The following is a 25007-nucleotide window of genomic DNA, read 5'->3' on the forward strand; positions in this document are numbered from 1 at the left end:
AGGGTTACCTCACCTAGTGGAGGAGGTCCCGGTGGGACGCGGAGTGGTGACGCAGCTGCAGGTCGTCGCGCGGGAGTGGCTCACGCCGCACCTCGTGCGGCTGACGTTCTCCGCACCCGACGGCGGCTCGCTCGCGGACTTCCCGATGAACGACTGCGCGGACGCGTACGTGAAGCTCGAGCTTCCCCCGCGGGGTGTCGTGCTCGACCTGCCCTACGACGTCGAGCAGGTCCGCGCGACGCGTCCGGCGCACGAGTGGCCGGTCCGACGCACGTACACGATCCGCCGGTTCGACCCCGCGGGCGACCGCCTGACGATGGACTTCGTGGTGCACGGTGACGACGGGGTGGCCGGTCCGTGGGCGCGCGACGTCGTCCCGCACGGCCCCACCTCGAACGTCCTGGTGTACGGCCCCGGCGGCGGCTACTCACCCGATCTCGATGCCGACCACCACCTGCTCGTGGGCGACGCGAGCGCGCTGCCGGCGATCGCCGTCGCGCTCGAGCGGCTGCCCGTGGGGGCGAGCGCCGACGTCGTCCTCGGTGTCGAGGACTCCGGCCACGAGATCCCGCTGACCACCGATGCCGCGGTCCGCGTGCGGTGGATCCACGCCGCGTGCGCCGAGACCGGCATCGGCGAGGCGATCGAGGCCGCCGTGCGCGCGCTCGAGCTGCCCGACGGCGACGTCCACGTCTTCGTGCACGGCGAGGCCGGCTGGGTGAAGGCGCTGCGCAGCCACCTGCGGTTCGACCGCGGCCTCACGCGCGAGAAGCTGTCGATCTCCGGCTACTGGCGCCTCGGCGCGAACGACGAGCAGTGGCGCGAGGGCAAGCGCGCGTGGAACGAGGCCGTCGAGGCCGAGGAGCAGGCGCGCGCGAGCTGAGTCGGGGTCGCCTCGGCTCAGAGGCCGCGCGCGACCTCCGCGGCGGCGCGCAGCCAGGCGCGCTGCGTGGCTGACCTCAGCGCGTCGAACCGCAGCACGCCGCCGACCATCGCGGGGTCGTACGGCACGACGACGGCGGAACGCACCATCGTGCGGAAGCCGCTCGCGATCGTCTGGGCCTTGGCGCTCGCGTCGGTGCGCGCCTCCGACACCACCACCACGGCGCCGCTCGCCAGCCCCGACGAGCGCTCGTCGCGCGCGGCGAGCTCCTCCAGCAGCAGCGCGGCCGCCTCGGCGTGCTCGTCCTCGGCGCGCAGCGGGACGACCAGCTGGTGGGCGTGGTCGACCATCCGCAGCCAGTGCTCGGCAGCCTCGTCGTTGCCCGAGTCGATCAGCAGCATGCGGAAGTACTTCGAGGCGACGTCGTGCACCGCGTCGAAGTCGTCACCGCTGATGCGCTGGTGCGCCGAGAGCAGGTGGGGCGCCGAACGCAGCACGTCGTACTTGTCGCGCGTCTGGTGGTGCACGTAGGAGGCGACCTCGGCGGCCCGGGCGCTGGGCGCGAGCAGGTCGTCGGTGCGGGGGAGCAGATCGCGCACCGTGGACTCGTGCGAACCCTGCTCGGTGCGCCAGCCGAGCGTGCCGCGGGTCTCGTTGTTGTCCCACGCGAGCACGCCGCCGCCGCCCTGCCGGGCGAAGACGGCCGCAAGCATCGCCGTCGTCGGGGTCTTGCCCGCCCCGCCCTTGCCGTTGACCACGGCGATCGTGCGGGTGCCGGGCCAGTGCTGCGCGACGGCGGCCTCGTCGGTGCGCTGGCCGCGCTCCGCCTCCGACGGGGAGACCTTGATGCCGAGGCGCTGCAGCGCCCCGCGGAAGCCCTGGGTGGCCGGGGCCTCGTGCTCGCCCGTCTGCAGGAAGGACGAGCGCGCCTCGCGGCGGCTCGCCGGCTCCTGGGGCTGGCCCTGCTGCTGCGGTGCCTGGCCGTACGGCTGCGGGGGCTGGGCATACTGCTGCGGGGCCTGCCCGTACTGCTGCTGCGGCTGGCCGTAGGGCTGGGGTGCCGGAGCGTCCTGCTCGGTGGGCTGGGCGTTGGGCTGGACGACAGGCTGCTGCGGCGCCGTCGGACCCTGCCCGAGGGGCTGGCCGGGCCACGGGGAACCCGCGTGCGGTGCGAGGTTCCACGCCGGGGCGGGGGAGTCGGCCGCGACGACCGGGGTCTCCTCGGCCGGGGTCTCGGCGGGCACGGCGACGGCCGGGGCCTCCGGGTGCTCGGCCGCGGCCGATTCGGCCGATTCGGCCGGTTCGGCGGAGTCGCCGTCGCCCTCGTCCGGCGTGAGCGCGGGCGCGGCGAACGGGGCGTGGTCGACCAGCTCGCCCCGGGGCGGGGCCGGCGCCGGCGAGGTGGGCGTCGTCGCCGGAGCGGCGGGCGGTGCGCTCGGGGGCGCGAACGCGAGACCCGAGGGGGCGGGGGCCGCGGAGGGCGGAAGGGTGACGTCGTCGAGATCCTCGCCGCGCGAGGACTGGGCCTCGCGCGCCGCGGCGTAGTCCCGGCGTCGCACCCTGGCGGGATCGCGCAGCGGGGCGACACGGGTCTCGTCGATCGACGGCTCGTCGTCGGACGCCTGCGCCGCGCCACCGGCGCTGCCGAACGGGTCCACGTGGGTGCCGGCACCCTCCGCGGCGGAGGCCTGCGGCGGGACGGGGGCAGCGCCGTCGTCCGCGGCGCCCTCGGGCGACTCGGCCGAGTCGGCGACGGCGAGGTAGGAGACCGTGCCGTCCGGGTGGACCATGAGCTGCACACGCACCTCGGGGTCGGTCACCTCCATCACCACGGGCCCGACGGCGGCGGCGCGACGCGCGACGTAGCCGGTCACGGCGGCGCGGGCGTCGAGCAGCCCGGTACCGGGCGGCGTGACGGGCTCGGCGACGCCGTCGACGACGACCTCCGAGGAGCCGTCGGGTCGGATCGTTCCGACGACGGACGGCGGTGCGTCAGACATGCGTGATTCCTCCACGGTCAGGTGTCGCTCGATGGTAGCCGCGGGCGTGGAGCCGCCGCAGTTCGGGTGTGCGGGCCGCATGCCGGGACCCGACGATCCGCGTGCGGCCCCGCGGCTACGCTGGGGGTCGTTCCCGCACCGCCCCGCGACAGGACCTCATGAGCACCGCTGCGACGACCTCCGAGAACCATCCCTCCGGTACGCCCGACACCGTCGAAGGCGCCGCGACGACCCCCGACCTGGAGCTGCCGTACCGCTCGCTCGGGCTGAAGGACAACGAGTACGCCGACATCGTGACGATCCTGGGTCGGCGCCCCACGGCCGCCGAGCTGGCGATGTACTCCGTGATGTGGTCGGAGCACTGCTCCTACAAGTCGAGCAAGAAGCACCTGCGCCAGTTCGGCGACAAGACGACCGAGGCGATGCGCGAGCACCTGCTGGTGGGCATCGGCGAGAACGCCGGCGTCGTCGACATCGGCGGCGGCTGGGCCGTGACGTTCAAGGTCGAGTCGCACAACCACCCGAGCTACGTCGAGCCGTACCAGGGCGCCGCGACGGGCGTCGGCGGCATCGTGCGCGACATCATCTCGATGGGCGCGCGCCCCGTGGCGATCATGGACCAGCTGCGCTTCGGGGCGATCGACCACCCCGACACGGCGCGCGTCGTGCACGGCGTGGTGGGCGGGGTCGGCGGCTACGGCAACTCCCTCGGCCTGCCGAACATCGGCGGGGAGACCGAGTTCGACCCCTGCTACCAGGGCAACCCGCTGGTCAACGCGCTCTGCGTCGGCGTCCTGCGGCACGAGGACATCCACCTGGCCAGCGCGACCGGCGTGGGGAACAAGGTCGTCCTGTTCGGCGCGCGCACGGGCGGCGACGGCATCGGCGGCGCCTCGATCCTCGCGAGCGAGACCTTCGAGGGCGGCGTGCCCACCAAGCGCCCGAGCGTGCAGGTCGGCGACCCCTTCATGGAGAAGGTGCTCATCGAGTGCTGCCTCGAGCTGTTCCACGCAGGGCTGGTCGAGGGCATCCAGGACCTGGGCGCCGCCGGCATCTCGTGCGCGACGTCGGAGCTCGCCTCCAACGGTGACGGCGGCATGCACGTGGACCTCGAGTCCGTGCTGCTGCGCGACCCCTCGCTCACCGCGGGGGAGATCCTGATGTCGGAGTCGCAGGAGCGGATGATGGCGGTGGTGACGCCCGCGAAGCTCGAGGCGTTCCTCGCCGTCACGGCGAAGTGGGACGTGGAGACCGCCGTCATCGGCGAGGTCAACGACTCCGGCCGCCTCACGATCGACCACTTCGGCCACCGGATCGTGGACGTCGACCCGCGCACCGTCGCGCACGAGGGCCCGGTCTACGACCGCCCGTTCGCGCGTCCGGCGTGGCAGGACGCGCTCAACGCCGACGGCGTGACGGCCGCCGGACTGGCGCTGCCGACCTCGCCCGAGGAGGTGCGCGAGCAGCTCCTGACGCTGGTCGCGAGCCCGAACCTCGCGTCGGCGTCGTGGATCACCGACCAGTACGACCGGTACGTGCAGGGCAACACCGCCCTGGCGATGCCCGACGACGCCGGCGTGATCCGCGTCGACGAGAGCACGGGGCTCGGCGTCGCCATCGCGACGGACGCCAACGGCCGGTTCGCGAAGCTCGACCCGTACACGGGCGCGCAGCACGCGCTGGCCGAGGCCTACCGCAACGTGGCGACGACGGGTGCGCGGCCCCTCGCCGTCACCGACTGCCTCAACTTCGGCAGCCCCGAGGACCCCGACTCCATGTGGCAGCTGGTCGAGGCCATCACCGGTCTCGCGGACGCGTGCCAGGTCCTCGGCGTACCCGTGACCGGCGGCAACGTCTCGCTGTACAACGGCACGGGCGAGCCGGGCCGCATCGACTCCTCGATCAACCCCACGCCCGTCGTCGGCGTCCTGGGAGTGCTGGACGATGTCGCGCACGCCACGCCGTCGGGCTGGCGCGGGGCGGGCGAGACGATCGTGCTGCTCGGCACCACGCGCGCCGAGCTCGACGGGTCCGTGTGGGCCGACGTCGTGCACGGCCACCTCGGTGGTCTGCCGCCGCAGCTCGACCTGGCGGCCGAGAAGGCGCTCGCGGCCATCCTGGTCAACGCGTCTCGCGACGACCTCGTGCTGGCCGCGCACGACCTGTCCAAGGGTGGGCTCGGGCAGTCGCTCGTGGACGCTGCGCTGCGCTTCGGCGTCGGGGCCCGGATCGACCTGACGGCGCTGCTGACGCGCGACGGCGTCGACCTCGCCACGGCGCTGTTCTCCGAGTCGACGGCGCGCGCGATCGTCGCCGTGCCGCGCGGCAGCGAGGTGGCGCTCGCCGACCTGTGCTCCGCGCGCGGGTTCCCGCTGGTGCGCATCGGCGAGACCACCGAGGACGGCGTGCTGGAGATCGACGGGCTGGAGCTCGGCCTGGACGAGCTGCGGGCAGCGAGCACCGGGACGCTGGCGCGCCACTTCGGCTGAGGGCCGGGTCCCACCCCGGCGAGAACGTCACAGCTCGCGGTATCGGCGTCGATACCGCGAGCTGTGACGTTCTCGGCGGGTGCTGGGGGCTAGAGGTCCGGCTCGTAGGAGCGGATCTGGGCGCGCGGTTCGACGTCGTCGATCGCGAAGTCGTACATGAGGGAGAACGGTTCCGTGACCGGGCCGTCCTCACCCGGGAAGGTCACGGACCCCTCCATCGACCCGGAGATCATCTGCACCGTCTCGTCCCCCGTCCAGTAACTGTAGACGCCGAAGGTGGACGGCCCCTCGGAGAGGGAGACAGTCGCGACGTCGCCCGTGGCACGTCCCGAGCGGTAGGGCTCGGGGCACAGGTCGAGGCCCTGGGCGGTCGTCCCGCACCGGCCCAGGAAGCTCATGACCTCCTGGAGGATCGCGTCGTTCGCCGCCGACGTCGGGACGACGCTCAACGACGCGGCGATGTAGGCGGTCGCGGGGTCGACGCCCGGGGGCGGGCTGGCGATCCGCCGCTCGACGTCGCCGGCCGCGAGGTAGCTGCCGCCGTCGAAGGAGACCGTGTAGACGCCGGGGTAGACCATCGAGCTGTACAGCGGGACGCCGCGCTCGCCGCTCACGGCCACCCGGGTGCCGCCGACGTAGGCGCTGCCGAGGCCGCCGTCGGGCAGGGTGACGACCAGGGGGACGGTGAGGGCGTCCTCGACGCGCCAGACGGGGAGACCGAGGATCGAGTCGGGCTCGCGCTCGACGCGGAGCACGGCGTTCGCCGCGCCGTCGTCGACCGAGTAGGAGACGGCGACCTCGACGCTCTCGCCGACGCCCGGGTCGTCGGTCTGGTCCTCGGCGCGCTCGACCGTGACGTCGGTGATGCCGGGGTTGTCGGCGTAGAACGCGTTCGTCAGCAGCGCGGGATTCTCGAGACGTTCGAGGGGGACGACCGGGGGACGCCGATCGGTGTCGTCGATGGTCGGAGCGGCGGACTCCTCCAGTTCCGGGTCCGCCGGGTACCCGAGGACGGGGACCAGGTCCGTGGCGGCCTCGACGTCGCCGGACTCGATCAGCTGGACGTAATCGAGCACGGCGGCCTCGGGCGTGCGCCGCTCGCGCTCCTGCGCGTGCAGCAGGATGCCCGTGGCGGCGATCAGAACGGCGAGTCCGCCGGTCGCCAGGAGGAGGCGACGACGGCGGCGGCGCGGTGAGGGTGTCGACGCCGGGTCAGGGTCGGTGTCGTCGGGATCGGCGCCGTCGAGCTCCTCGGTCCAGGCGTCCGGCTCGTTCCGCCGATCGCTGCGCCCGAACGCGGCGGACGCTGAGCCGGGCGCGCCGTCATCGTCCGCGCTCGGATCGCTGAACTCGTCCGCCGGTCGTTGCCTCATCGTGCCCCCTCCGCCGCTCGTGGCCCGAGCATCCCACCACCGCGGGCACGGCCGCGGCACGGCTCAGCCCAGAACGATCCCCGCGTAGACGTCCGCCGGGGCCTCGCCGTCGTCCGGCTGCAGGTTCACGACGAGGCGGACCGGCTCCTCCCTCGTCCCGTCCGGGTCCGTGACGACGACCGTCTTCTCCAGCGACGCCTGGACGAGCGGCGCCCGGCCGGCAGCGCTCTGCGTCGCGTAGATGGACAGGTCCACCGCGGTGAAGGCGTCCGTGAACGACGGCGGCTCACCGCCGTCGGTGACGACGAGGAACGACTCGGGGCACTCTGCGATCCGAGGCGCGGACCCGTCGGCGCACGCGGTCAGGAACGCGTTGGCCTCCTGCTGGGCCCTCTCGAGGGCGGCGAAGCTGGGCTGCACCTGGAGGAACGCGCGGGAGACGGGACGCGCATCGGCCCCCCGCGCCCCCGTCGGCCCCGCGACGCGCATCGTGACCTCGTCGGACTCCAGGTGGGCGCCGCCGTCGAAGGCCACGGGGTACTCGCCCGGGTAGAGCATCGTCGCCACCTGGGTCTCGCCCGAGCCCACGCTGCTGCTGGCCGCCACGGGCACGTCGGCGATGCGCGCCTGACCGAGCCGGAAGTCCAGGACGTCGACGACGGCGGGCAGCGCGAGGGAGTCGACCACCCGGTAGGAGGGGAGGGCGGGGAAGGTGTCCGCGAGGCGTTCCACCCGGAGAGCCGTGGTGGCAGGGCGCTCCTGGACCTCGTAGGACACACGCACCTCGACGACGTCGCCCACCGCGGGGTCCGCGTCCGGGTCGACGAGCTCGACCGACGCGTCTGTGAGACCGGGGTGGGTGGCGTAGAAGGCGTCGGTGAGGAGCTCGGGCGTCACGAGGAGCTCAGGCGGGGAGGGGACCTCGACGGTCACCGGTCGGTCCCCGCCGGGGCTCGCCGCGTCCGACGTCGGACCGGTGGCGTCCGCGGGCGTGCTGGTGCCGGGCACGGGCACGAGGTCGGTGGCCGCCTCGACGTCACCCGCCTCGACGAGCTGCACGTACTCGAGCACAGCGGCCTCGGGCGTCCGGCGCTCGCGCTCCTGCGCGTGCAGCAGCGCACCGGTGCCGAGCGTGAGGACGACGAGCCCGGCCGCGCCGGCGAGGAACGTGCGACGGCGACGACGTCCGGGTGGCGGCGGGGGCGTGGGGTCGTCGTCGCTCTCGACGTCCGCCGGTTCGCCGTCCCACGCGGGAGGTCCCGCGGCGCTTGGGTCGGTCCCGCGCCGGGGTCGGACGTCGCCGTCGTCCTCCGCGCTCGGATCGCTGAACTCGTCCGTCGGTCGCTGTGTCACGGGTCCCCCTCGTCGTCCCGGTTCGAGCATGCCATCCGAGGCGTCAGCCGTTCGAGCCGGCCGTCACCTCGGCCTCGACACCGTCGTCGTCGAGCGTCAGCACCACCACGAGATTGAACGCCAGGTTTCGGCCGCCGTCCGGGGTCGAGATCACCACGGTGCCCTCCACGAAGCCGTTCAGCACCGGCTGCAGCGACCCGTCCTCGCGGGGAAGTCCGGCGACGTGCATCGAGGACCGGGTGAAGCCGGCGACGTAGATCGCCTCCTCGCCGGAGGCGTAGGAGTCGCGGTAGGCCTGCGGGCACGTGGCGATGTCGACCGCCGGGGGGCGCGCCTCGCACGCGTCCAGGAACTCCCGCGCACGCTCCAGCGTGAGGTCGTAGGCGGCGCCCGTCGGCGCCACGTTGAGGAAGGCCGTGGTCGGGGTGACACCGGCGGCCGGCACGGGTTCGCGCGTCGCGGCGACCCGCAGCTCGAGCTCGCTCGCGGACAGGTACTCGTGCCCGTCGTACGTCACGGGGTACACGCCCGGGTAGAGCATCGTGGCGTACTCCTGGTAGCCGATGGCGGGCTCCCCGCTCGTGACGGCCGGCACGCCGGCGATCTCCACGGTGCCGACGCCCGGATCGTCCTGCCGCACGATGGTCGGCACCGTGAGGGAGTCCAGCACGCGCCACGCGGGCAGCGCCGGGAACGCGTCGGGCAGGCGCTCGACCCGCAGCACCGTGCTCGCGGGGAAGTCCCGGACCGTGTAGGTGACGGACACCTCCACGGTCTCGCCGACCGCGGGGGCGGCCCCGGGAGCGAGCGGTTCGACGACGACGTCCTCGATCCCCGTGATGCCGGCGTAGGAGTCGTTGGTGAGCAGGTCCGCGTTGCGCAGGCGCTGCCCGAGGTCGACCGTGACGCTCCGGTCCGTGGTGGCGCCCGGCGGCGGCAGCGGGGCGATCACCGCCTCGTCGTCGCCAGGAACCGGCACGAGCGCGGAGGCGGCCTCGACGTCACCCGACTCGATCAGCTCGACGTAGTCCAGGACGGCGGCCTCGGGCGTGCGGCGCTCGCGCTCCTGGCCGTGGACCAGGACGCCGGAGACGACGCCGAGCGCGAGGAGCGCCGCGACGGCCCCGAGGACGGTGCGGCGGGTGCGGTGCGGCCGAGGACCGCCGGCGGGTGACAGGTCGTCGTCGTCGGGATCGTCGAGGTCATCGCCGTCGACACGCGCGACCGGAGGCGATGCGGCACGCCAGGCGTCGTCGTCCGCACCCTCGAGCTCGAACTCGCTCGCGGGCTCGCCGGGCTCGCCGGTCGGCCGCTCTGCCATCGTCTCGCTCCCTCGTCGCGTCGTTCGAGCATGCCATCGGAAGGAGGATCATGGGCGCCGTGACGCGCTCCCGCCTCCTGACCCTCGCCCTCATCGGCCTCGGCGCCGGCTTCCTCTCCGGACTCTTCGGGGTCGGCGGTGGCACGGTGATCGTGCCCGCCCTCGTGGCGTTCCTGGCGTTCGACCGCCGCCTCGCGGCCGGCACGTCCCTGCTGGCGATCGTGCCGACGTCGATCGTCGGCGTCATCTCCTACGGGATCAACGGGAACGTCCACTGGCCGACGGCGGGGATCCTCGCCATCGGCACCGTCGTCGGGGCCCAGATCGGCACGTGGCTCCTGGCACGACTCTCGCAGCAGGTGCTCCGCTGGGCCTTCGTGGTGTTCCTCGTGGTGGTGGCGGTCCAGCTCGTGCTCACCGTGCCCGTCCGCGGTGACGCCGTCGAGCTGACCTGGCCGCTGGCCCTCGGCCTCGTCGCGGTCGGCCTGGTGACGGGCGTGCTGAGCGGACTGCTCGGCGTCGGCGGCGGCGTGATCGTGGTGCCGGCGATGATCCTGCTGTTCGGCTACAGCGACCTCATCGCCAAGGGCACGTCGCTCCTGATGATGATCCCGACGGCGCTGTCCGGGACCATCGGCAACGTGCGTCGCAGCAACGTCGACGTGAAGTCCGGGCTCATGACCGGGGTGGCGGCCTGCGTCACCGTGACGCTGGGGTCCCTGACCGCCGGGGCGATCTCGCCGCAGCTCGCGAACATCCTGTTCGTGGCCTTCCTGGCGTTCCTCATCGTCAAGACGGTGCTGGAGGCGCTCAAGGCGCGTCGCAGGTCCAGGCCCGACGCGGCCTGATCGGCGGCGCGCGACGCCCGGCCGAGGCGCGCGTCAGGTCGTCGCGGACTCGTGCTGCGCCGACCGGCGGCGCGTGTCGATGATCGCCACCACCAGCCCGAGCAGCATGATCGCGACGACGACGCGCAGCGACATCGCGAACGCGTCCGTGTAGCTCCCGGTCGAGGAGAGCACGGCGAAGAACGCCGCGGAGTTCGCGCTGACACCGACGGCGGCGCCGATGCGCTGCATGGTCTGCAGCGATCCGGCAGCGGCCCCGGCGTCGCCGGGCGGGACCTTCGCCAGCGTGAGGGTCTGGTTGGGCGAGATGACGAATCCGTTGCCGAAACCGGCGACCATCAGCAGGCCGGCCGCGACCCACGCGACACCGGGTTCGGGCACCACCCCGATGAGCAGGTCGAGCGCGGCGAGCGCGACCACCGTGATCACGATGCCGATCACCACGAGCGGTCGTCCGAAGCGCGTGATCCATCGCCCGCCGAGCGTGGCGGCGATCGCGCCGGTGATGGAGAACGGGGTCAGGACCAGGCCGGCCTGCAGCGGCGAGAGCCCGAGCCCCGACTGCAACCAGAGCGTCGAGGCCAGCCAGATGCCCGTGAAGCCGAGGAAGTAGAGCGTGGAGACCCCCACGCCGAACGTGAAGGACGGCACGCGCAGCAGGTTCCCCGGGATCAGCGGCAGCCCGCCGCGGGCCTTCACGCGCCGCTCCCACCACACGAGCACCGCGACGAGGGCGGCGCCGACGGCGATCACCCACCACGCGCGATCGGCGCCCGCCGAGCCCTCGGCGCCCTCCGACGTCGAGGACACGAAGGGCCACATGAACGCGACCACCGCCGCGGCGAGCAGGAGCGAGCCGACGACGTCGAGCCGCGCCCCCCGCGCCGGGGCGTCTGCGCGCTTCTCCGGCCGCGGCAGGAGCTTCCACGCCAGCGGCAGCAGGATGAGGCCGATCGGCACGTTGACGAGGAACACCGCCCGCCAGCCCTCGCCCTCGCCGAAGAGCGCGAGGAGGCCGCCGCCCGCGAGCGGGCCGATCGCCGTCGAGACGCCGATGGTGGCGCCGAAGTAGCCGAACGCCTTGCCGCGCTCCGGGCCCTTGAACAGGTCCTGGATGAACCCGATGACCTGGGGGTTCAGGACGCCGGCCGCGATGCCCTGGGCGAAGCGGACCCCGGCCAGCGCCGGGCCGGAGCTCACGAGCCCGCACGCCGCCGACGTGACGACGAACGCCGCGAGGCCGATGAGGAAGAGGTTGCGCCGCCCGTAGACGTCACCGAGCCGACCGGCGGGCACGAGCGCGAGGCCGAACGCGAGGGTGTACCCGGCCAGGATCCACTGCAGCTCGCTCGGTCCGGCGCCGAGCGACGACTCGATCGACGGCAGCGCGACGTTGACGATCGTGACGTCGAGCAGGGTCATGAACCCGGCGCCGAGGCAGACGGCGAAGGCGGGCCAGCGAGCGTCGCGCGGGGCGCGGGAGGCGGGGGTGGAGGCGGGATCCGGCGAGCGGCGGGCGGTGGGCACGGGTCATCTCTACCACCGTCGGGGGGCGCGGGGTCCGACGGGCTCAGGGTTGACCCTGGTCTTTCCCGCGGGGGACCGCTCCCCGTCCCGGCGACCCCCGCCGGAAGCCTCTGCTGGCGTAGATTGGTCGCGTCGCCCGCCGCTACCCGACGAAGGATCGCGATGACCTCCGAAGCAGCACCCCTCGAGCCGCCCGTCGCCGTCGAGTCCCTCACGCTGACCGCCCCCGGGCCCGTCCAGACGGTGACCGCCACCCAGGCGCCCGCCATGGCTCCCCGGATCGATCCCGCGGTCGTCCCGTCGCTGGACGCCAAGGTCGGCTCCTACCTCGCCCAGCTCTCCAGCGCGACCACGCGCTCGCCGGAGTTCTCCGCCAAGGCCGACGACATCCGCACCATGGGCGACGCCGAGATCCGCAAGGCCGCCGAGGTCTCCAACCGGCTGCTCCAGGCCCCGGTCAAGGAGATCCGCGAGGGCGGCATCGCCGAGTCCTCCTCGGTCAGCAAGTCGCTGCTCGACCTGCGCCGGGTGGTCGACGAGCTCGACCCCAGCGAGAAGTCCTTCGGCCGCAAGCTCCTCGGGATCCTGCCGTTCGGCGACAAGATCGGCGACTACTTCCGCCAGTACGAGAGCGCCCAGAAGCAGATCGACGCGATCATCCGCTCGCTGTACTCGGGCCAGGACGAGCTGCGGAAGGACAACGCCGCCCTCAACCTCGAGAAGCGGCAGCTCTGGGAGACCATGACGCGGCTCAACCAGTACATCTACGTCGCCGAGCAGCTCGACGTCGGCGTCGCCGCCGCCATCGCCGAGATCGAGGCGACGGACCCCGACCGGGCCACGGCGCTGCGCGAGGACGTCCTGTTCTACGTGCGCCAGAAGCACCAGGACCTGCTGACGCAGCTCGCCGTCTCCATCCAGGGCTACCTCGCGATGGACATCATCCTGAAGAACAACCAGGAGCTCATCAAGGGTGTCGACCGCGCCACGACGACGACGGTCTCCGCGCTGCGCACGGCCGTGGTCGTCGCGCAGGCGCTCGCGAACCAGAAGCTCGTGCTCGACCAGATCACCGCGCTCAACAGCACGACCTCCGGCCTGATCGAGTCGACCTCGCGGATGCTCGCGAGCAACTCGGCCCAGATCCAGGAGCAGGCGGCCAGCGCGTCGGTCGGCATCGAGCAGCTGCAGTCCGCGTTCGAGAACATCTACGCCACGCTCGACTCCATCTCCACGTTCAAGATCCAGGCGCTCGACTCGATGAGCAAGACCATCGGCGTGCTGCAGGTGGAGACCACCAAGGCCCAGTCCTACGTCGACCGCGCTCGTCGTGCCGAGAGCCCCGAGAACATCGGTGTGTCGAACGGTTCGCTCGACCTCGGGCGTCTGTAGGCGAGGTCCGCGTGGGGTGGTTCGACGGCGTCATCGGCCGGTTCGCCGGTCGGGCCAACGAGGCGACGGCGGAGCAGCGGCCCGACGTCCCGGCTCCGCCGACCTCGGCGGAGATCCTCGCGGCGGTGCAGTCCGTGGAGGACCGGGTGAGCGGGCGGGTCGGTCCGGCCGTCTCCTCGCGCGTGCACCGCATCACGGTCCGGATCGCGGAGATGGTGCCGCGCCTGGACCGGATGGGGGTCGCGAGCCTCGAGGCGCACACGGTGGTCCAGTCGGCCACCAGCTACCTGCCCGAGGCCGTCGACACCTACCTCCGGCTGCCGCGTGACTTCGCCGACCGACGGGTGGTCGCGAACGGCAAGACGTCGCTGATGCTGCTGTGCGACCAGCTCGACCTGCTCGCCGCCACCCTCGGCAAGATCTCCGACGCCGTCTCGCGCTCCGACGCGAACGCCCTCATCGCCCACGGCGAGTTCCTCGCCTCCAAGTTCCAGACGTCCTCGCTCGCCCTCGGCAGCGACACCGCCGGCGTCCCACCCCAGCCGGGTCACGAACCCGGCCGACTGGAGGCTCCGTGACCGCGCGCAGCACCACCGCCCTGCGTGACGCCGTCGACCGTCTGGTCGACGCCGGGACGGACGCCGGGCTGACGGCCGACGTCGTGCGCGAGGAGGCCTCCGTCCTGGCTGCCGCCGTCACCGAGTCGGGTGGCGGTTCCGCGGCCGCGGACTGGCTCCGCGCGTTCGAGCGCGAGCGCACCACCGAGTTCTTCGCCGCCGCGGCGGCCGGACGACGGTGGCGCACGGCGCCGACCGACACGCTCGTCGCGCTGCGGCTCGTGGGGTCGGGGAAGATCGAGCAGCAGCGCTCGAGGGCCTACGCCGACGCGCTCGCGGAGGTCGCCGCGGCGGCCGCCGTCGAGCTGGGGACGCCGACCTCGCTCGTGGCGCAGGCCGCGTACGAGGTGGCAGCGGCCCAGCGCGGGGCACCCGTCGCGCCGAGCCTCCCGGCGGCGGCCGCCGGCGCTGCCTCGGGCCCGGTGGGGTCGGGGCAGTCTGACCCGTCGCCGCTGGACCTCCGCGGGCTGCTTCCCCAGCCCAGCCTGAACCGGGGCCTGGACGGGCTGCCCGCCGTCGGGGAGATCCTCGACGCGCTGCGCGGCGGCGCGCCCGTGCCCGGGACTCCCGCCGCGGGAGCCCCCGCCGCCGGGACCCCTGCTGCTGCGGGTGCCGCGGCCGGCGACGCCGAGACCGCCACTGCCGTCGAGGCCGAGGCAGAGGAGGCGGATGAGCTCCCCACTCTCGCGGAGCTGATGACCACGCTCGACGACCTCGTCGGGCTCGACCGGGCGAAGTCGCAGGTCAAGCGTCAGGTCGAGATGCTGCGCATCGAGAAGCTGCGGACCGAGGCGGGGCTGACGCGCCCGACGATGACGCGTCACCTGGTGTTCGTCGGCAACCCCGGAACCGGCAAGACCACGGTCGCGCGCCTCGTGTCCGGCATCTACCGCGCACTCGGCCTGCTCACCAAGGGGCACCTCGTGGAGGTCGACCGCTCCGAGCTCGTGGCCGGCTACCTCGGCCAGACCGCGGCCAGGACGTCGGAGGTCGTGGCCTCCGCGCTCGGCGGCGTGCTGTTCATCGACGAGGCGTACTCGCTCTCCCAGGGGGTCAACGGTCCGGACGCCTACGGCGCCGAGGCCGTGAACACGCTGGTCAAGGACATGGAGGACCACCGCGACGACCTCGTCGTGATCGTGGCCGGCTATCCCGGACCGATGAAGGACTTCATCGAGACCAACCCCGGCCTCGAGTCGCGCTTCTCCACGACGATCTCGTTCGAGGACTACACCGACGCCGAGCTGCGCGCGATCTTCACGTTGATGGCCGACGGCGCCGACTTCGCCCCGACGCCCGAGTGCCTCGATCGGGTCGAGGAGATCACGAGCGTGCAGCCGCGCCACTCCGGCTTCGGCAACGGCCGCTACGTCCGCAACCTGCTGGACGCCGCCATCGCGCGGCACGCGTGGCGCCTGCGCGACGTCGAGGCCCCCACGATCGAGGAGCTGCGCGAGCTGCTGCCGCAGGACCTCGTGGATCCGAGCGGGCAGGACATCGACGACACGCTCGCGCTGCTCGCGCCGGACGGGGAGGACGACGCCGTCACCGAGGTCCCCGACGATCCAGAACCCGACCCCGCCGCGACCACCGAGGAGTCGTCCCGATGAGCTCGACCCCCACGGCCGGCGGCCGCACCGTCACCGTCCCGCGGCGCCCCGGCTCCGTCCCGCCCGCGCCGAACCCGGCCCCCGGTGGCGCCCGCACCCCGGCCGCGCAGCCGTCGCCCGCGACCCGTCCGGGCCGCGCCGGCCTGCGCGCGCGCATGCGCCGCACGCCCGGCCGGCTCCGGATCGCGATCGTCCTGGCCGTGCTCGCCTCGCTCCTCGTCTCGCTGGCGGGCGTGCTCGTCGCGACGCTCACGACGGCGACGTCCTCCGGCGTCGTCGACCGCGTCTCCTCGATCCTCGAGCTGCAGAGCGCGCGGGCCGACCTGGTCGCGGCCAACGGCACCGCGAGCAACGCGTTCCTCGTCGGCGGGCTCGAGCCCACGTCGCAGCGCGAGGCCTACGACGCCTACCTGGCCGACGGCGCCACGCGCCTGGCCGCGCTGGCGGACTCCTCCGTCGACCCTGACAACACGCTCGGTCCGGCCCTCGCCTCGCTGACCACCTACGCGGGTCTCGTCGAGCAGGCGCGTGCCAACAACCGGCAGGGTTTCCCGGTCGGCGCGGCCTACCTCGACACCGCCTCAGCGCTGCTGGCCGAGCAGATCCTGCCGCCCATCGACGCCGCGATCATCGCCAACGCCGAGTCGACCGCGACCGACCTCAACTCCCGCGCGGGGACGGCGGGGCTGCTGTGGATCGTCGTCGCCGGCGCCGCGGTCCTCGTCGGCATCCAGATCTGGCTCGCGCGGAAGACCCGTCGAACGATCAACCCCGCGATCCTCGTGGGCACGGCGCTCGCGCTGGTGGCGTGGCTCGCGTGCGTGCTCGCGGTCAACACCAGCAACGAGGCGGTGACCGAGACGCGCGAGGGTCCCTACGCCCAGACCCTCGCGGTCTCGCAGGCCCTCTCGCTCGCGGGGGAGGCCCGGACGGCCGAGTCCTTCGGTCTCATCCAGCGCGGATCGGGCGCGGCGCAGGAGGAGACGTTCGACGAGCGGATCGCGCAGGCGCAGGCGCAGTACGACCGTCCGACCGTGCGAGGCGCCTCGAGCGCGAGCGACCTGGAGTCCTGGGTCGGCGGGCACGACCTCGTGCGCGAGCTCGACGACCAGGGTGACTGGGACGGCGCCGTCGCCCTGGCCACGAGCACCGAGCCCGGCGACCCGACCGCGCTGTACGTCACGTTCGTCGAGACCGCGACGGCGGAGGTCGAGCAGAGCTCGGCGCAGGCGCGCGACGGGTTCCGCTCGGCGGGCACCGGCGTCGTCGTGGCGGGCTGGGCCCTGGTGGCCGCCGGACTCGTGTGCGCCGTGCTCTCCTGGCGAGGTATCAACAAGCGACTCGAGGAGTACCGGTGACCGCGAACGTCTCGAGCAGGACCCGGGCCAGGACCGCCGTCGCGGCAGTGCTGGCCGCCGTCACCCTCGCCGCGTGCGGCGGTCCGAGCGGGCTGGACGACCTCGGGCGCGAGAGCGCCGCCGTCGAGACGGAGACGGACGCGCCCGCCACGAGCGCGCCGCCCGCGCAGGCCACGTGCGAGGACGCCACGACGTCGTACGACCCGCTCGAGGTGCTGCCCGAGCCGGGCCAGTTCCCGGCCGGGAGCACGATGGCCGAGATCTACGAGCGCGGGTCCCTGATCGCCGGGATCTCCGCGGACACGCTGCTGATGGGCTCGCGCAACCCGCTGACCGGCGAGATCGAGGGCTTCGACGTCGACGTCCTGCGCGACGTGTCGACGGCGATCTTCGGCAGCCCGGACCGCATCCAGTTCCGCGTCATCACCTCCGGGCAGCGCGTCGGCGTGCTCGAGAACGGTGAGGTCGACGTCGTCGCCCGCACCTTCTCGATGACGTGCACGCGGTGGGAGACCATCGCGTTCTCCGCGGAGTACTACGACGCCGGTCAGAAGGTCCTGGTCTCGGCGGAGTCGGCGGCCACCGGTCTGGACGACCTGTCCGGCCAGCGCGTGTGCGCACCGGAGGGCACCACCACGCTCACCCGGCTCGAGGAGTACCCGGTCGAGGTCGTTCCGGCCCGCACCCACACCGCGTGCCTCGCGCTCTTCCAGCAGTCGCAGGTCGAGGCGATCACGGGTGACGACACGATCCTCGCGGGATTCGCCGCGCAGGACCCGTACGCCAAGGTCGTCGGCGAGGCGATCAGCACGGAGCCGTACGGCCTCGGGCTGCAGGCCGACGACGTCGACCTGGTCCAGCTCGTCAACGCGGTCCTCGCGCAGCGCGTGGCCGACGGCCGCTGGCAGGCCTCCTACGACCGCTGGCTCGGTGTGCTCGGTGCGGACGCGGTGCCGCCGTCGCCCGAGTACGGGCGGTCCTAGTGGTGGCGACGGCCCAGGCCGCACCGGTCGCACCGGGGCGTCTCGGCGAGGCGATCCCGGCCGAGGCGCTCCTGACGTACCAGTCCCACCTCGCGACGTGGCTGACCGAGCGCCGCGCCGAGCTCGGCCGGCTCGACACCGCGGCGCAGCGCGCCGCCAACGCGCAGACGTTCACGGGCGACGTCGTGCTCGCGATGAGCATGTGGCAGTCGGTCAGCACCGGCACCGAGCAGCTGCGCCAGCTCTGGGACTCCGGACGAGCCGACGCCGTCGCGCGCGAACGCATGTCCCGCGTGATCTGGGGGCGGCTGGACGGCGCGCAGGTGCCGGGTGTCGGCGCCGACCCGAGCACGCAGGTCTCGCTGGTCGAGGCCACGCGGCTGTGCGACGCGCTCATCTCGCAGCTGCGGGTGCGGCTGTCCTTCGACCCGAACCAGGCCGACACCGTGGCCCGGCTGCGGACCGTGCGCGCGAGCCTCGTCCGCAGCGGGGACATGCTGCGGCGCGAGAACCTCGGGCCCGCCGCCGACGGTTCGGGCGGTCCGGCCGCCGTCGACGCACTCGTGACGCGGCTCGACCGGGTGACGGCCGACGCGGCCCGCGGCGCCGACGTCTCCGGACCGCTCGCCGAGCTCGAGAGCGCCTCGGCGCGGGCCGAGCGCGACTCGATCGTGGCCGCGGCCCGCCGCCACGAGCACGATCGCGACGCCTCGCGCGCGACGTCGCTCCTGGAACGGCTGGCCGCCAGGTCCGACGTGCTGGCCGAGCTCGCCGCCCGCTGCCGCCGCGAGGTGCTCCACCCCCCGATCCTGGCCGTGCCGGACGTCTCCCGGCTCGGTGAGGTGCCGCAGGACCGCGAGGCCCTCGCCGCCTACCTGACGCGGCTCGAGCTCGTCGCGCGCGCGATGGACGCCGTCGAGGACGCCTACTCCACGCCGCTGCGCACGCGGGCGTCGCTGCGGTTCCGCCTCACCAGCGCGACCGACCGCGCGCGGCGCAACGGGCGCTCGGCGTCGGCGACGGTCGTCGCCGCGCAGCGCGAGACGGGCGACGCCGTCGAGACGACGCCGTGCGACGTCGCGCTCGCCGCCGACCTGGTCGACCTGTACGAGAGCCTGACGCAGGAGCTGCCGCACCGGCGCCGCGCGTCCGGCGCGACGAAGGGATCCTCGTGAGCACCACGACCTGCACGCAGCCGGGCTGCACCGGCCAGATCGAGGACGGCTACTGCAACGTGTGCGGGTCGCCCGCCGGGGCCGCACCGCTGCCCGCGGGCGTGGCGACGGCGCCCGCCCCCGCCGGCGGGGGACCCCGGTTCGCGCAGGGGACCGGGCTGGCGCCCAACCCCGCGTCACCCCCCGCCCACCTGTCCCCGGCCTCGAGCCGCGTCTCCACCCGCACCTCGTCCTCGCGCCTGGAGACGGCGGCCATCGGGTCGGCGCGCGGATCGCGCACGCAGCGCCGCACCGGCACGTCCTCCACCCGGCTGCGGGGCCACCGCATCGGGGCGGGCCTCACGGTGGTCCCGCCGACCCCGGTCGCCGACCCGCTGCAGGCGATCATGGCGACGCCGCAGCTCGCCGAGTCCAAGCGGTTCTGCCCCTCGTGCGGGGCGGCCGTCGGGCGCACGCGTGACGGCGTCGTCGGCCGTACCCAGGGGTTCTGCCCCGCGTGCGGGAGCCAGTTCAACTTCGACCCGACGCTCGGACCGGGCGACGTCGTCGGCGGTCAGTACGAGGTCGTCGGGGCGCTCGCGCACGGCGGTCTCGGGTGGATCTACCTCGCGCGCGACCAGAACGTCTCCGGCCGGTGGGTGGTCCTGAAGGGGCTGCTGAACTCCGGTGACAAGGACGCCTACGAGGCCGCGATCGCCGAGCGGGAGTTCCTCGCCGAGGTGGAGCACCCGCTGATCGTCGAGATCTACAACTTCGCGCTGCACGAGGGCGCCGGCTACACCGTCATGGAGTACGTCGGCGGGAAGTCGCTCAAGGAGATCCTCACCGATCGGCGAGCGGCGAACAGCGGCGTCGTCGACCCGCTGCCGGTGGACCAGGCGCTCGCGTACGTGCTGGAGATCCTGCCCGCGTTCTCCTACCTGCACGACCACAACCTGCTCTACTGCGACTTCAAGCCCGACAACATGATCCAGCAGGGCGAGAGCCTCAAGCTGATCGACCTCGGCGGGGTCCGCCGCATCAACGACGACGCCTCCGCGATCTTCGGGACCGTCGGCTACCAGGCGCCCGAGGTGCCGACCGAGGGTCCGAGCATCGCGTCGGACATCTACACGATCGGGCGCACGCTCGTCACGATGGTGCTCGACTTCCGGGGCAACACCTCCACCTACGTGGCGGCGCTGCCGCCCGTGGGCGACACCCCGGTGTTCCAGGAGTACGACTCCTTCTACCGTCTCGTGGTCAAGGCGTGCGCCCCCGACCCCGCCGACCGGTTCGCCAGCGTCGACGAGATGCGCACCCAGATCCTCGGCGTGCTGCGCGAGGTCGTGGCCACCAACCGGGGTCCGGGCAGCCCCGCGCTGCACTCCTCCGCCTCGGCGCACTTCGAGGCCCCGATGGCCGACTCCACGGGTGCCCCGCTCGGGTGGGACGAGCTGCCGACGCTCAAGGTCGACCCGTCCGACCCGATGGCCAACTGGCTCGCGGGCATCAACGACCCCGTCGGTCGGCTCAACGCGCTGCAGGGCGCCGCGCAGGACACGGTCGAGGTGCGGCTGGCCCGCATCCACGCCGCCATCGCGGCCGGGCGGTTCGAGCTGGCGCAGGAGGGGATCACGGCCCTGCTCAACGCCGACGCGTGGGAGTGGCGGGCCGTCTGGCTCGCCGGTCTGCGCGAGTTGGCGATGGGCGACGTCGTCGCCGCGCGGGCGAGCTTCAACGCCGTCTACGGACAGGTGCCGGGTGAGCTCGCGCCCAAGCTGGCGCTCGCGACCACGTGCGAGCTGTCGGGCGAGCTCGACGTCGCCGAGCAGATGTACGTGGTGTGCGCGCGCTCCGACGCGAACTACACCGCGCCGTCCGCGTTCGGTCTCGCCCGCATCCGCGCCCAGCGTTCCGACGCCGAGGGCACGCTGCACGCCCTCGCGCTCGTCGCGCCCACCCGCGCGTCCTACCCCGTGGCGCGCGTGCGCCGCGCGGGCGTGCTGGTCAACACCTCGACCACGCTGACCGGTCTCGACGACGCCCTGACCAGCATCAAGGGCGTGCCCGTCGAGCCCTCGCTCCGCAGCGACCTGGAGATCGCCGTCTACACCGCTGCGCTCACGCAGGTGCTCAAGAACGCTCGCGTGAGCGGGTCGGTCGGCGGCGTGGTCGCCAAGGAGCAGCCGCTGCGGCTCGCGCTCGAGGCCGCCTACCGGACCCGGGCCAGGCTCGCCCGTGGCGAGGACGAGCGGATCGACCTCGTCGACCGCGCCAACGCCGTACGACCGAGGACGACGACATGACCGGTTCCGAGACCAGCCCCGAGACCGACCCCGCGAGCGGCTCCCCGACGGGCTCCCCGAAGCTCACGTGTCCCGCGTGCGGGCACCACGTCGACGCGGCGGCGCGGTTCTGCGAGTCGTGCGGGATGGAGTTCCGTCCGGCCGCTTCCGAGCCCGTCTCACCGGCCGAACCTGTCGCACCGGGCGAGCCTGTGGCGCCGCCCGCACCCGTCGCGCCGGTCGAGCCCGTCGCAGCACCCGAGCCGGCCGCTCCCGCGGCGCCCACCGTCGCGACCACCCCCTCCTGGGGTGCGCACATGGACCCGTTCGAGCCGCTCCGCCCGCCGGACGACGAGGACGGCACGCTTCTCGCACCGGCCGTGCTGGTGACCGACTTCGAGCCCGGGGTGGGCGCCGAGGTGGCGGCTCCCTCGGCCGTCGCCCCGTCGGATCCGGCCACCGCTCCGACCGGGCTGCCCGCCCAGCCGCTCGCATCCCCGGAGGCGCCGACGGCGCCCATCGGCCAGGAGCGTCCGTGCGCGCGCTGCGGCGGGTCGATCGCGCGCGACGGCTACTGCGAGCTGTGCGGCGAGCCCGCCGCGTCCGAGCGCGACCACTACCGCGAGTCGCCCGCCGCGTGGGTGGGCGGGACGTGCGACCGCGGCGTCGTGCACACCAAGAACGAGGACGCGATGTCGCTCGGCGTGCTCGACCCCGAGGGCGACGTCGCGGTCATCGTCGTGTGCGACGGCGTCTCCTCGGCCCCCGACTCCGACGTCGCCTCGCTGGCCGCGGCGCGCGCCGCGTCGACCGTCATCCTCGACGGCATCCGCAACGCGGCCGCCCCCAGCGCCGAGCAGATCCGCGAGCTGTCGGGCCTGCTGGGGCGGGCCGCCGTCGTGGGCAACGAGGCCGTCGTGGCCACGACGCCGGCGGACCGGACGGAGCAGGAGAACCCGCCGTCGTGCACCTTCGTGGCCGCCGCGATCGACGGGCCGCTGGTCGTGACGGCGTGGCTCGGGGACTCGCGCGCCTACTGGCTGCCCGACGACGGCGCCCCCCGCCAGCTCTCGGTCGACCACTCCTGGGCGCAGGAGGCGATCGAGCAGGGCATGCCCCGCTTCGAGGCCGAGCGCGCGCGCCACGCGCACGCCATCACGCGCTGGCTCGGCGCGGACGCCCCCGACCTGACGGTCCGGAGCGACGCGATGGTCGCGCACGGCGCCGGCTGGGTGCTGGTGTGCTCGGACGGGCTGTGGAACTACTGCTCCCCGGCCGCGGACCTCGCGAGCCTGCTGCGCACGGTGGTGGCCGACGTCGGGACGGACCCGACGGCCATCTCGGCCGAGCTCGTCACCTGGGCCAACGCCCAGGGTGGCCGCGACAACATCACCGTCGCCCTCGCCCGGCTCGACCCGGTGCGGCACGGCTAACCTAGAACTTGCTCGTCAATCAGATCTCGGAGGGTTTCGTGGCCACGTTCACAGCAGAGGTGTTCTCGAACGAGTTCCTGCCGGAGGGCGCGACCGACGTCCACGCCATCGTCTCGGTGCGGGCGAGCGGCGTCGAGGCGGGCGCTGTCGGCGCCGGTCAGTCCGGTTCCGGCGCGGCGGAGATCATCATCTTCGACTCCTCGGGCTCGATGACCGGGCGCAACATGGAGGCCGCCAAGCACGCGGCCGCCGTTGCCGTCGACGCGATCCCCGACGGGACGTTCTTCGCGATCGTGCAGGGCAGCCACGTCGCCAACCGCGTGTTCCCCTACCCGAACGCGCCGGTCAAGATCGTCCAGATGGAACCCGGCGCACGTGCCGAGGCCAAGCGCGCGATCGCGCGCGTGACGCCGTCGGGCGGCACCGCGATGAGCTCGTGGCTGCTCCTGGCCGACGAGATCTTCGCGACGCTGCCGGCCGGCGTCCGCAAGCACGCCATCCTGCTGACCGACGGCAAGAACGAGTCGGAGCCGACGGGCAACCTCTCGCGCGCGATCCGCCGCGTGCAGGGCAACTTCCAGGTCGACGCGCGCGGCGTGGGCGACCGCTGGATCGTCGAGGAGGTCCGCGAGATCTCGACGGCGCTGCTCGGCACCGTCGGCCTCATCGCCGACCCGTCCCAGATCGCCGCCGACTTCGAGCAGATGATCCGCACGTCCGTGAACCGCGGCGTCGCCGACGCGCAGCTGCGGGTGTGGATCCCGCAGGGTGCGCAGCTGCTCTTCGTGCGCCAGGTCGCGCCGACGCTCGAGGACCTCACCGCGCGCCGCATCGACGTCAACCCGCTCACCGGCGGCTTCCCGACCGGTTCGTGGGGCAACGAGGAGCGCGAGTACCACGTGGCCGTGCGCGTCGGTTCGAAGCCGGTGGGCGCCGAGCAGCTCGTCGCGCGCGTCCAGTTCACGGTGGACGGCCAGGTGCACGCGTCCGGCCTCGTCAAGGCGCAGTGGTCCGGCGACGCCAACCTCACCGCCCGGATCAGCCCGGAGGTCGCGCACTACACCGGCCAGGCCGAGCTGGCCGCCGTCATCCAGGAGGGTCTCGCGGCCAAGTCCGCCGGTGACGAGGCGACGGCGACCGTCAAGCTCGGTCGCGCCGTCCAGCTCGCGCAGCAGACCGGCAACGACGAGGCGACCTCGCGACTGCGTCGCGTGGTGGAGATCGACAACCCCGAGCGCGGCACGGTGCGCCTCAAGCGCGACACGTCCAAGCTGGACGAGATGGCGCTCGACACCGCCTCGACCAAGACGACGCGGGTGCGCAAGTGAGCGCCGTCTGCCCCGAGGGCCACACCTCGCAGGCGACCGACTACTGCGACATCTGCGGTGCGCCGATGGCGGCTCCGGGTGCGGGGGCGGCGGGTTCGCCGTCCGGATCGGGCGAGTCCGGCGCCTCCTCGGGCACGGGCTCCGAGCCGACGACCTGCCCGCACTGCCAGGCACCCGCGCCGGCGGGCGCGCTGTTCTGCGAGAACTGCGGCTACGACTTCACGACGGGGACGGCGCCGTCCTCCTCCTCGCGGTTCGCGGCGCCCGGATCGCAGGCGACGCCCGCGCCGGGGGCCGGTTCCGGGTCGGCGCAGGTGCTGCCCGCACCGCCCCAGCAGCCGGGGTCCGCGCTCGACCTGGACCCGCTCGAGGCGCCCGTCGCCGTCGCCGTCGAACCCGCCGCGGGTGCGGGGGAGTCGGGCGAGGGTGCCGAGGGTGAGTCCGAGGGCACCGGAGCAGAGGGCGAGGGCGCGGCCGACCCGGCCGTCGACCCCGCTGTCGACCCCGCCGCGAACGAGGCCGCCGATCCCGAGGCGACCCCCGCCACGGGGTTGCCGACGCCGTCGGTCCCCGGACCCGACGAGTGGGTCGCCGAGGTCTGGATCGACCCCGACTGGTACGCGGCGCAGGGTCCCGAGGACCCGATCCCGTCGGTCGGGATGCCGCTGGTCGTGCCGCTGCGCTCGCGCAGCGTGCTGGTCGGGCGGCCCTCGCGCTCCCGCGGCATCCACCCCGACGTCGACTGCGGCACCGACACCGGCGTCTCGCGACGCCAGTGCCAGCTGAGCACCGACGGCCTTCGCTGGTGGGTCGAGGACCTGCAGTCCGCCAACGGCACCTACCTCAGCCCCGTCGGCGAGCCGTTGCCGTCGTCGCCGATCACGGTCGGTGCACGCCAGGAGCTCGAGGAGGGTGCGCGCATCTTCGTCGGCGGCTGGACGCGGATCGTGGTGCGCCGGGGGATCCCCGGCGAGGTGTGACGCGTCCGCCGAGGTGACACGGTGGCGCTGCGCGGGTATCGCCGTCGGGGCGAGTAACGTCCTGGGCACA

General features: G+C 73.7%; 18 protein-coding genes. 13 read left to right on the plus strand and 5 right to left on the minus strand.

Annotation, left to right across the window (positions count from 1 at the left end; all coding sequences use genetic code 11):
• Positions 1-31 precede the first annotated feature (31 nt).
• Complete coding sequence (locus SERN_RS07965; RefSeq protein WP_233251544.1) at positions 32-883, plus strand: siderophore-interacting protein; 852 nt, start codon at positions 32-34, stop codon at positions 881-883.
• 17 nt (positions 884-900) lie between these two features.
• Here SERN_RS07965 and SERN_RS15970 read toward each other — a convergent pair whose 3' ends face one another.
• On the minus strand, positions 901-2883 hold the full coding sequence (locus tag SERN_RS15970) for an AAA family ATPase (RefSeq protein ID WP_135849561.1): 1983 nt from the start codon (positions 2881-2883) through the stop codon (positions 901-903).
• Between the two features lie 158 nt (positions 2884-3041).
• Between SERN_RS15970 and purL the strand changes: the two genes are divergently transcribed.
• Positions 3042-5372 (plus strand): phosphoribosylformylglycinamidine synthase subunit PurL, encoded by a 2331-nt coding sequence (gene purL, locus SERN_RS07975; protein WP_135849562.1) that lies wholly within the window; start codon positions 3042-3044, stop codon positions 5370-5372.
• An 89-nt stretch (positions 5373-5461) separates the two neighbouring features.
• Here the strand turns inward: purL and SERN_RS07980 are convergent, their stop codons facing one another.
• From SERN_RS07980 to SERN_RS07990, 3 genes are all read right to left on the minus strand, one after another.
• Positions 5462-6745, minus strand: a complete 1284-nt coding sequence (locus tag SERN_RS07980; RefSeq protein ID WP_135849563.1) for a hypothetical protein — start codon at positions 6743-6745, stop codon at positions 5462-5464.
• A 63-nt stretch (positions 6746-6808) separates the two neighbouring features.
• Positions 6809-8098 carry a hypothetical protein gene (locus SERN_RS07985; protein ID WP_135849564.1) on the minus strand — a complete coding sequence of 430 codons (1290 nt, stop codon included), beginning with the start codon at positions 8096-8098 and terminating at the stop codon, positions 6809-6811.
• A 43-nt stretch (positions 8099-8141) separates the two neighbouring features.
• A complete protein-coding gene (locus SERN_RS07990; RefSeq protein ID WP_135849565.1) occupies positions 8142-9419 on the minus strand; it encodes a hypothetical protein in 1278 nt (425 codons plus the stop codon).
• Between the two features lie 50 nt (positions 9420-9469).
• Between SERN_RS07990 and SERN_RS07995 the strand changes: the two genes are divergently transcribed.
• Entirely contained in the window at positions 9470-10267 is a 798-nt protein-coding gene (locus SERN_RS07995) for a sulfite exporter TauE/SafE family protein (RefSeq protein WP_135849566.1), read from the plus strand.
• A gap of 33 nt (positions 10268-10300) precedes the next feature.
• Here SERN_RS07995 and SERN_RS08000 read toward each other — a convergent pair whose 3' ends face one another.
• Entirely contained in the window at positions 10301-11794 is a 1494-nt protein-coding gene (locus SERN_RS08000; RefSeq protein ID WP_233251546.1) for an MFS transporter, read from the minus strand.
• A 162-nt stretch (positions 11795-11956) separates the two neighbouring features.
• On the opposite strand from SERN_RS08000, the gene SERN_RS08005 reads away from it, so the two are divergent.
• The 10 genes from SERN_RS08005 to SERN_RS08050 are packed head-to-tail and all read left to right on the plus strand — an operon-like array spanning position 11957 to position 24937.
• Positions 11957-13186: a toxic anion resistance protein gene (locus SERN_RS08005; protein ID WP_135849567.1), complete on the plus strand. Its 1230-nt coding sequence runs from the start codon at positions 11957-11959 to the stop codon at positions 13184-13186.
• 11 nt (positions 13187-13197) lie between these two features.
• A complete protein-coding gene (locus tag SERN_RS08010; protein ID WP_199241545.1) occupies positions 13198-13764 on the plus strand; it encodes a hypothetical protein in 567 nt (188 codons plus the stop codon).
• A complete protein-coding gene (locus SERN_RS15785) occupies positions 13761-15413 on the plus strand; it encodes an AAA family ATPase (RefSeq protein WP_233251547.1) in 1653 nt (550 codons plus the stop codon). Before SERN_RS08010 ends, SERN_RS15785 begins: the two co-directional genes overlap by 4 nt.
• Positions 15410-16771: a hypothetical protein gene (locus SERN_RS08020; protein ID WP_135849568.1), complete on the plus strand. Its 1362-nt coding sequence runs from the start codon at positions 15410-15412 to the stop codon at positions 16769-16771. Before SERN_RS15785 ends, SERN_RS08020 begins: the two co-directional genes overlap by 4 nt.
• Positions 16768-17754, plus strand: a complete 987-nt coding sequence (locus tag SERN_RS08025; RefSeq protein WP_199241546.1) for a glutamate ABC transporter substrate-binding protein — start codon at positions 16768-16770, stop codon at positions 17752-17754. Before SERN_RS08020 ends, SERN_RS08025 begins: the two co-directional genes overlap by 4 nt.
• Positions 17755-17756: 2 nt before the next feature.
• Positions 17757-18929 (plus strand): hypothetical protein, encoded by a 1173-nt coding sequence (locus tag SERN_RS08030; RefSeq protein WP_135849569.1) that lies wholly within the window; start codon positions 17757-17759, stop codon positions 18927-18929.
• Positions 18926-21217 (plus strand): serine/threonine-protein kinase, encoded by a 2292-nt coding sequence (locus SERN_RS08035; protein ID WP_135849570.1) that lies wholly within the window; start codon positions 18926-18928, stop codon positions 21215-21217. Before SERN_RS08030 ends, SERN_RS08035 begins: the two co-directional genes overlap by 4 nt.
• The gene (locus tag SERN_RS08040) at positions 21214-22629 is read left to right on the plus strand and encodes a protein phosphatase 2C domain-containing protein (protein ID WP_233251548.1); all 1416 of its coding nucleotides are present in this window, start codon (positions 21214-21216) and stop codon (positions 22627-22629) included. The genes SERN_RS08035 and SERN_RS08040 overlap by 4 nt, the downstream gene beginning before the upstream one ends.
• A 38-nt stretch (positions 22630-22667) precedes the next feature.
• Positions 22668-23957 carry a VWA domain-containing protein gene (locus SERN_RS08045; protein ID WP_135849571.1) on the plus strand — a complete coding sequence of 430 codons (1290 nt, stop codon included), beginning with the start codon at positions 22668-22670 and terminating at the stop codon, positions 23955-23957.
• Positions 23954-24937: an FHA domain-containing protein gene (locus SERN_RS08050; RefSeq protein ID WP_135849572.1), complete on the plus strand. Its 984-nt coding sequence runs from the start codon at positions 23954-23956 to the stop codon at positions 24935-24937. The genes SERN_RS08045 and SERN_RS08050 overlap by 4 nt, the downstream gene beginning before the upstream one ends.
• Positions 24938-25007 lie beyond the last annotated feature (70 nt).

Source organism: Serinibacter arcticus, from assembly GCF_004786095.1.
Taxonomy (GTDB): domain Bacteria; phylum Actinomycetota; class Actinomycetes; order Actinomycetales; family Beutenbergiaceae; genus Litorihabitans; species Litorihabitans arcticus.

Coding starts and splice junctions, on each gene's coding strand:
- SERN_RS15970 (WP_135849561.1), bottom strand. CDS start 2,883: ATGTCTGACGCACCGCCGTCCGTCGTCGGAACGATCCGACCCGACGGC.
- SERN_RS07980 (WP_135849563.1), bottom strand. CDS start 6,745: ATGAGGCAACGACCGGCGGACGAGTTCAGCGATCCGAGCGCGGACGAT.
- SERN_RS08040 (WP_233251548.1), top strand. CDS start 21,214: ATGACCGGTTCCGAGACCAGCCCCGAGACCGACCCCGCGAGCGGCTCC.
- SERN_RS08005 (WP_135849567.1), top strand. CDS start 11,957: ATGACCTCCGAAGCAGCACCCCTCGAGCCGCCCGTCGCCGTCGAGTCC.
- SERN_RS08020 (WP_135849568.1), top strand. CDS start 15,410: ATGAGCTCGACCCCCACGGCCGGCGGCCGCACCGTCACCGTCCCGCGG.
- SERN_RS07990 (WP_135849565.1), bottom strand. CDS start 9,419: ATGGCAGAGCGGCCGACCGGCGAGCCCGGCGAGCCCGCGAGCGAGTTC.
- SERN_RS07995 (WP_135849566.1), top strand. CDS start 9,470: ATGGGCGCCGTGACGCGCTCCCGCCTCCTGACCCTCGCCCTCATCGGC.
- purL (WP_135849562.1), top strand. CDS start 3,042: ATGAGCACCGCTGCGACGACCTCCGAGAACCATCCCTCCGGTACGCCC.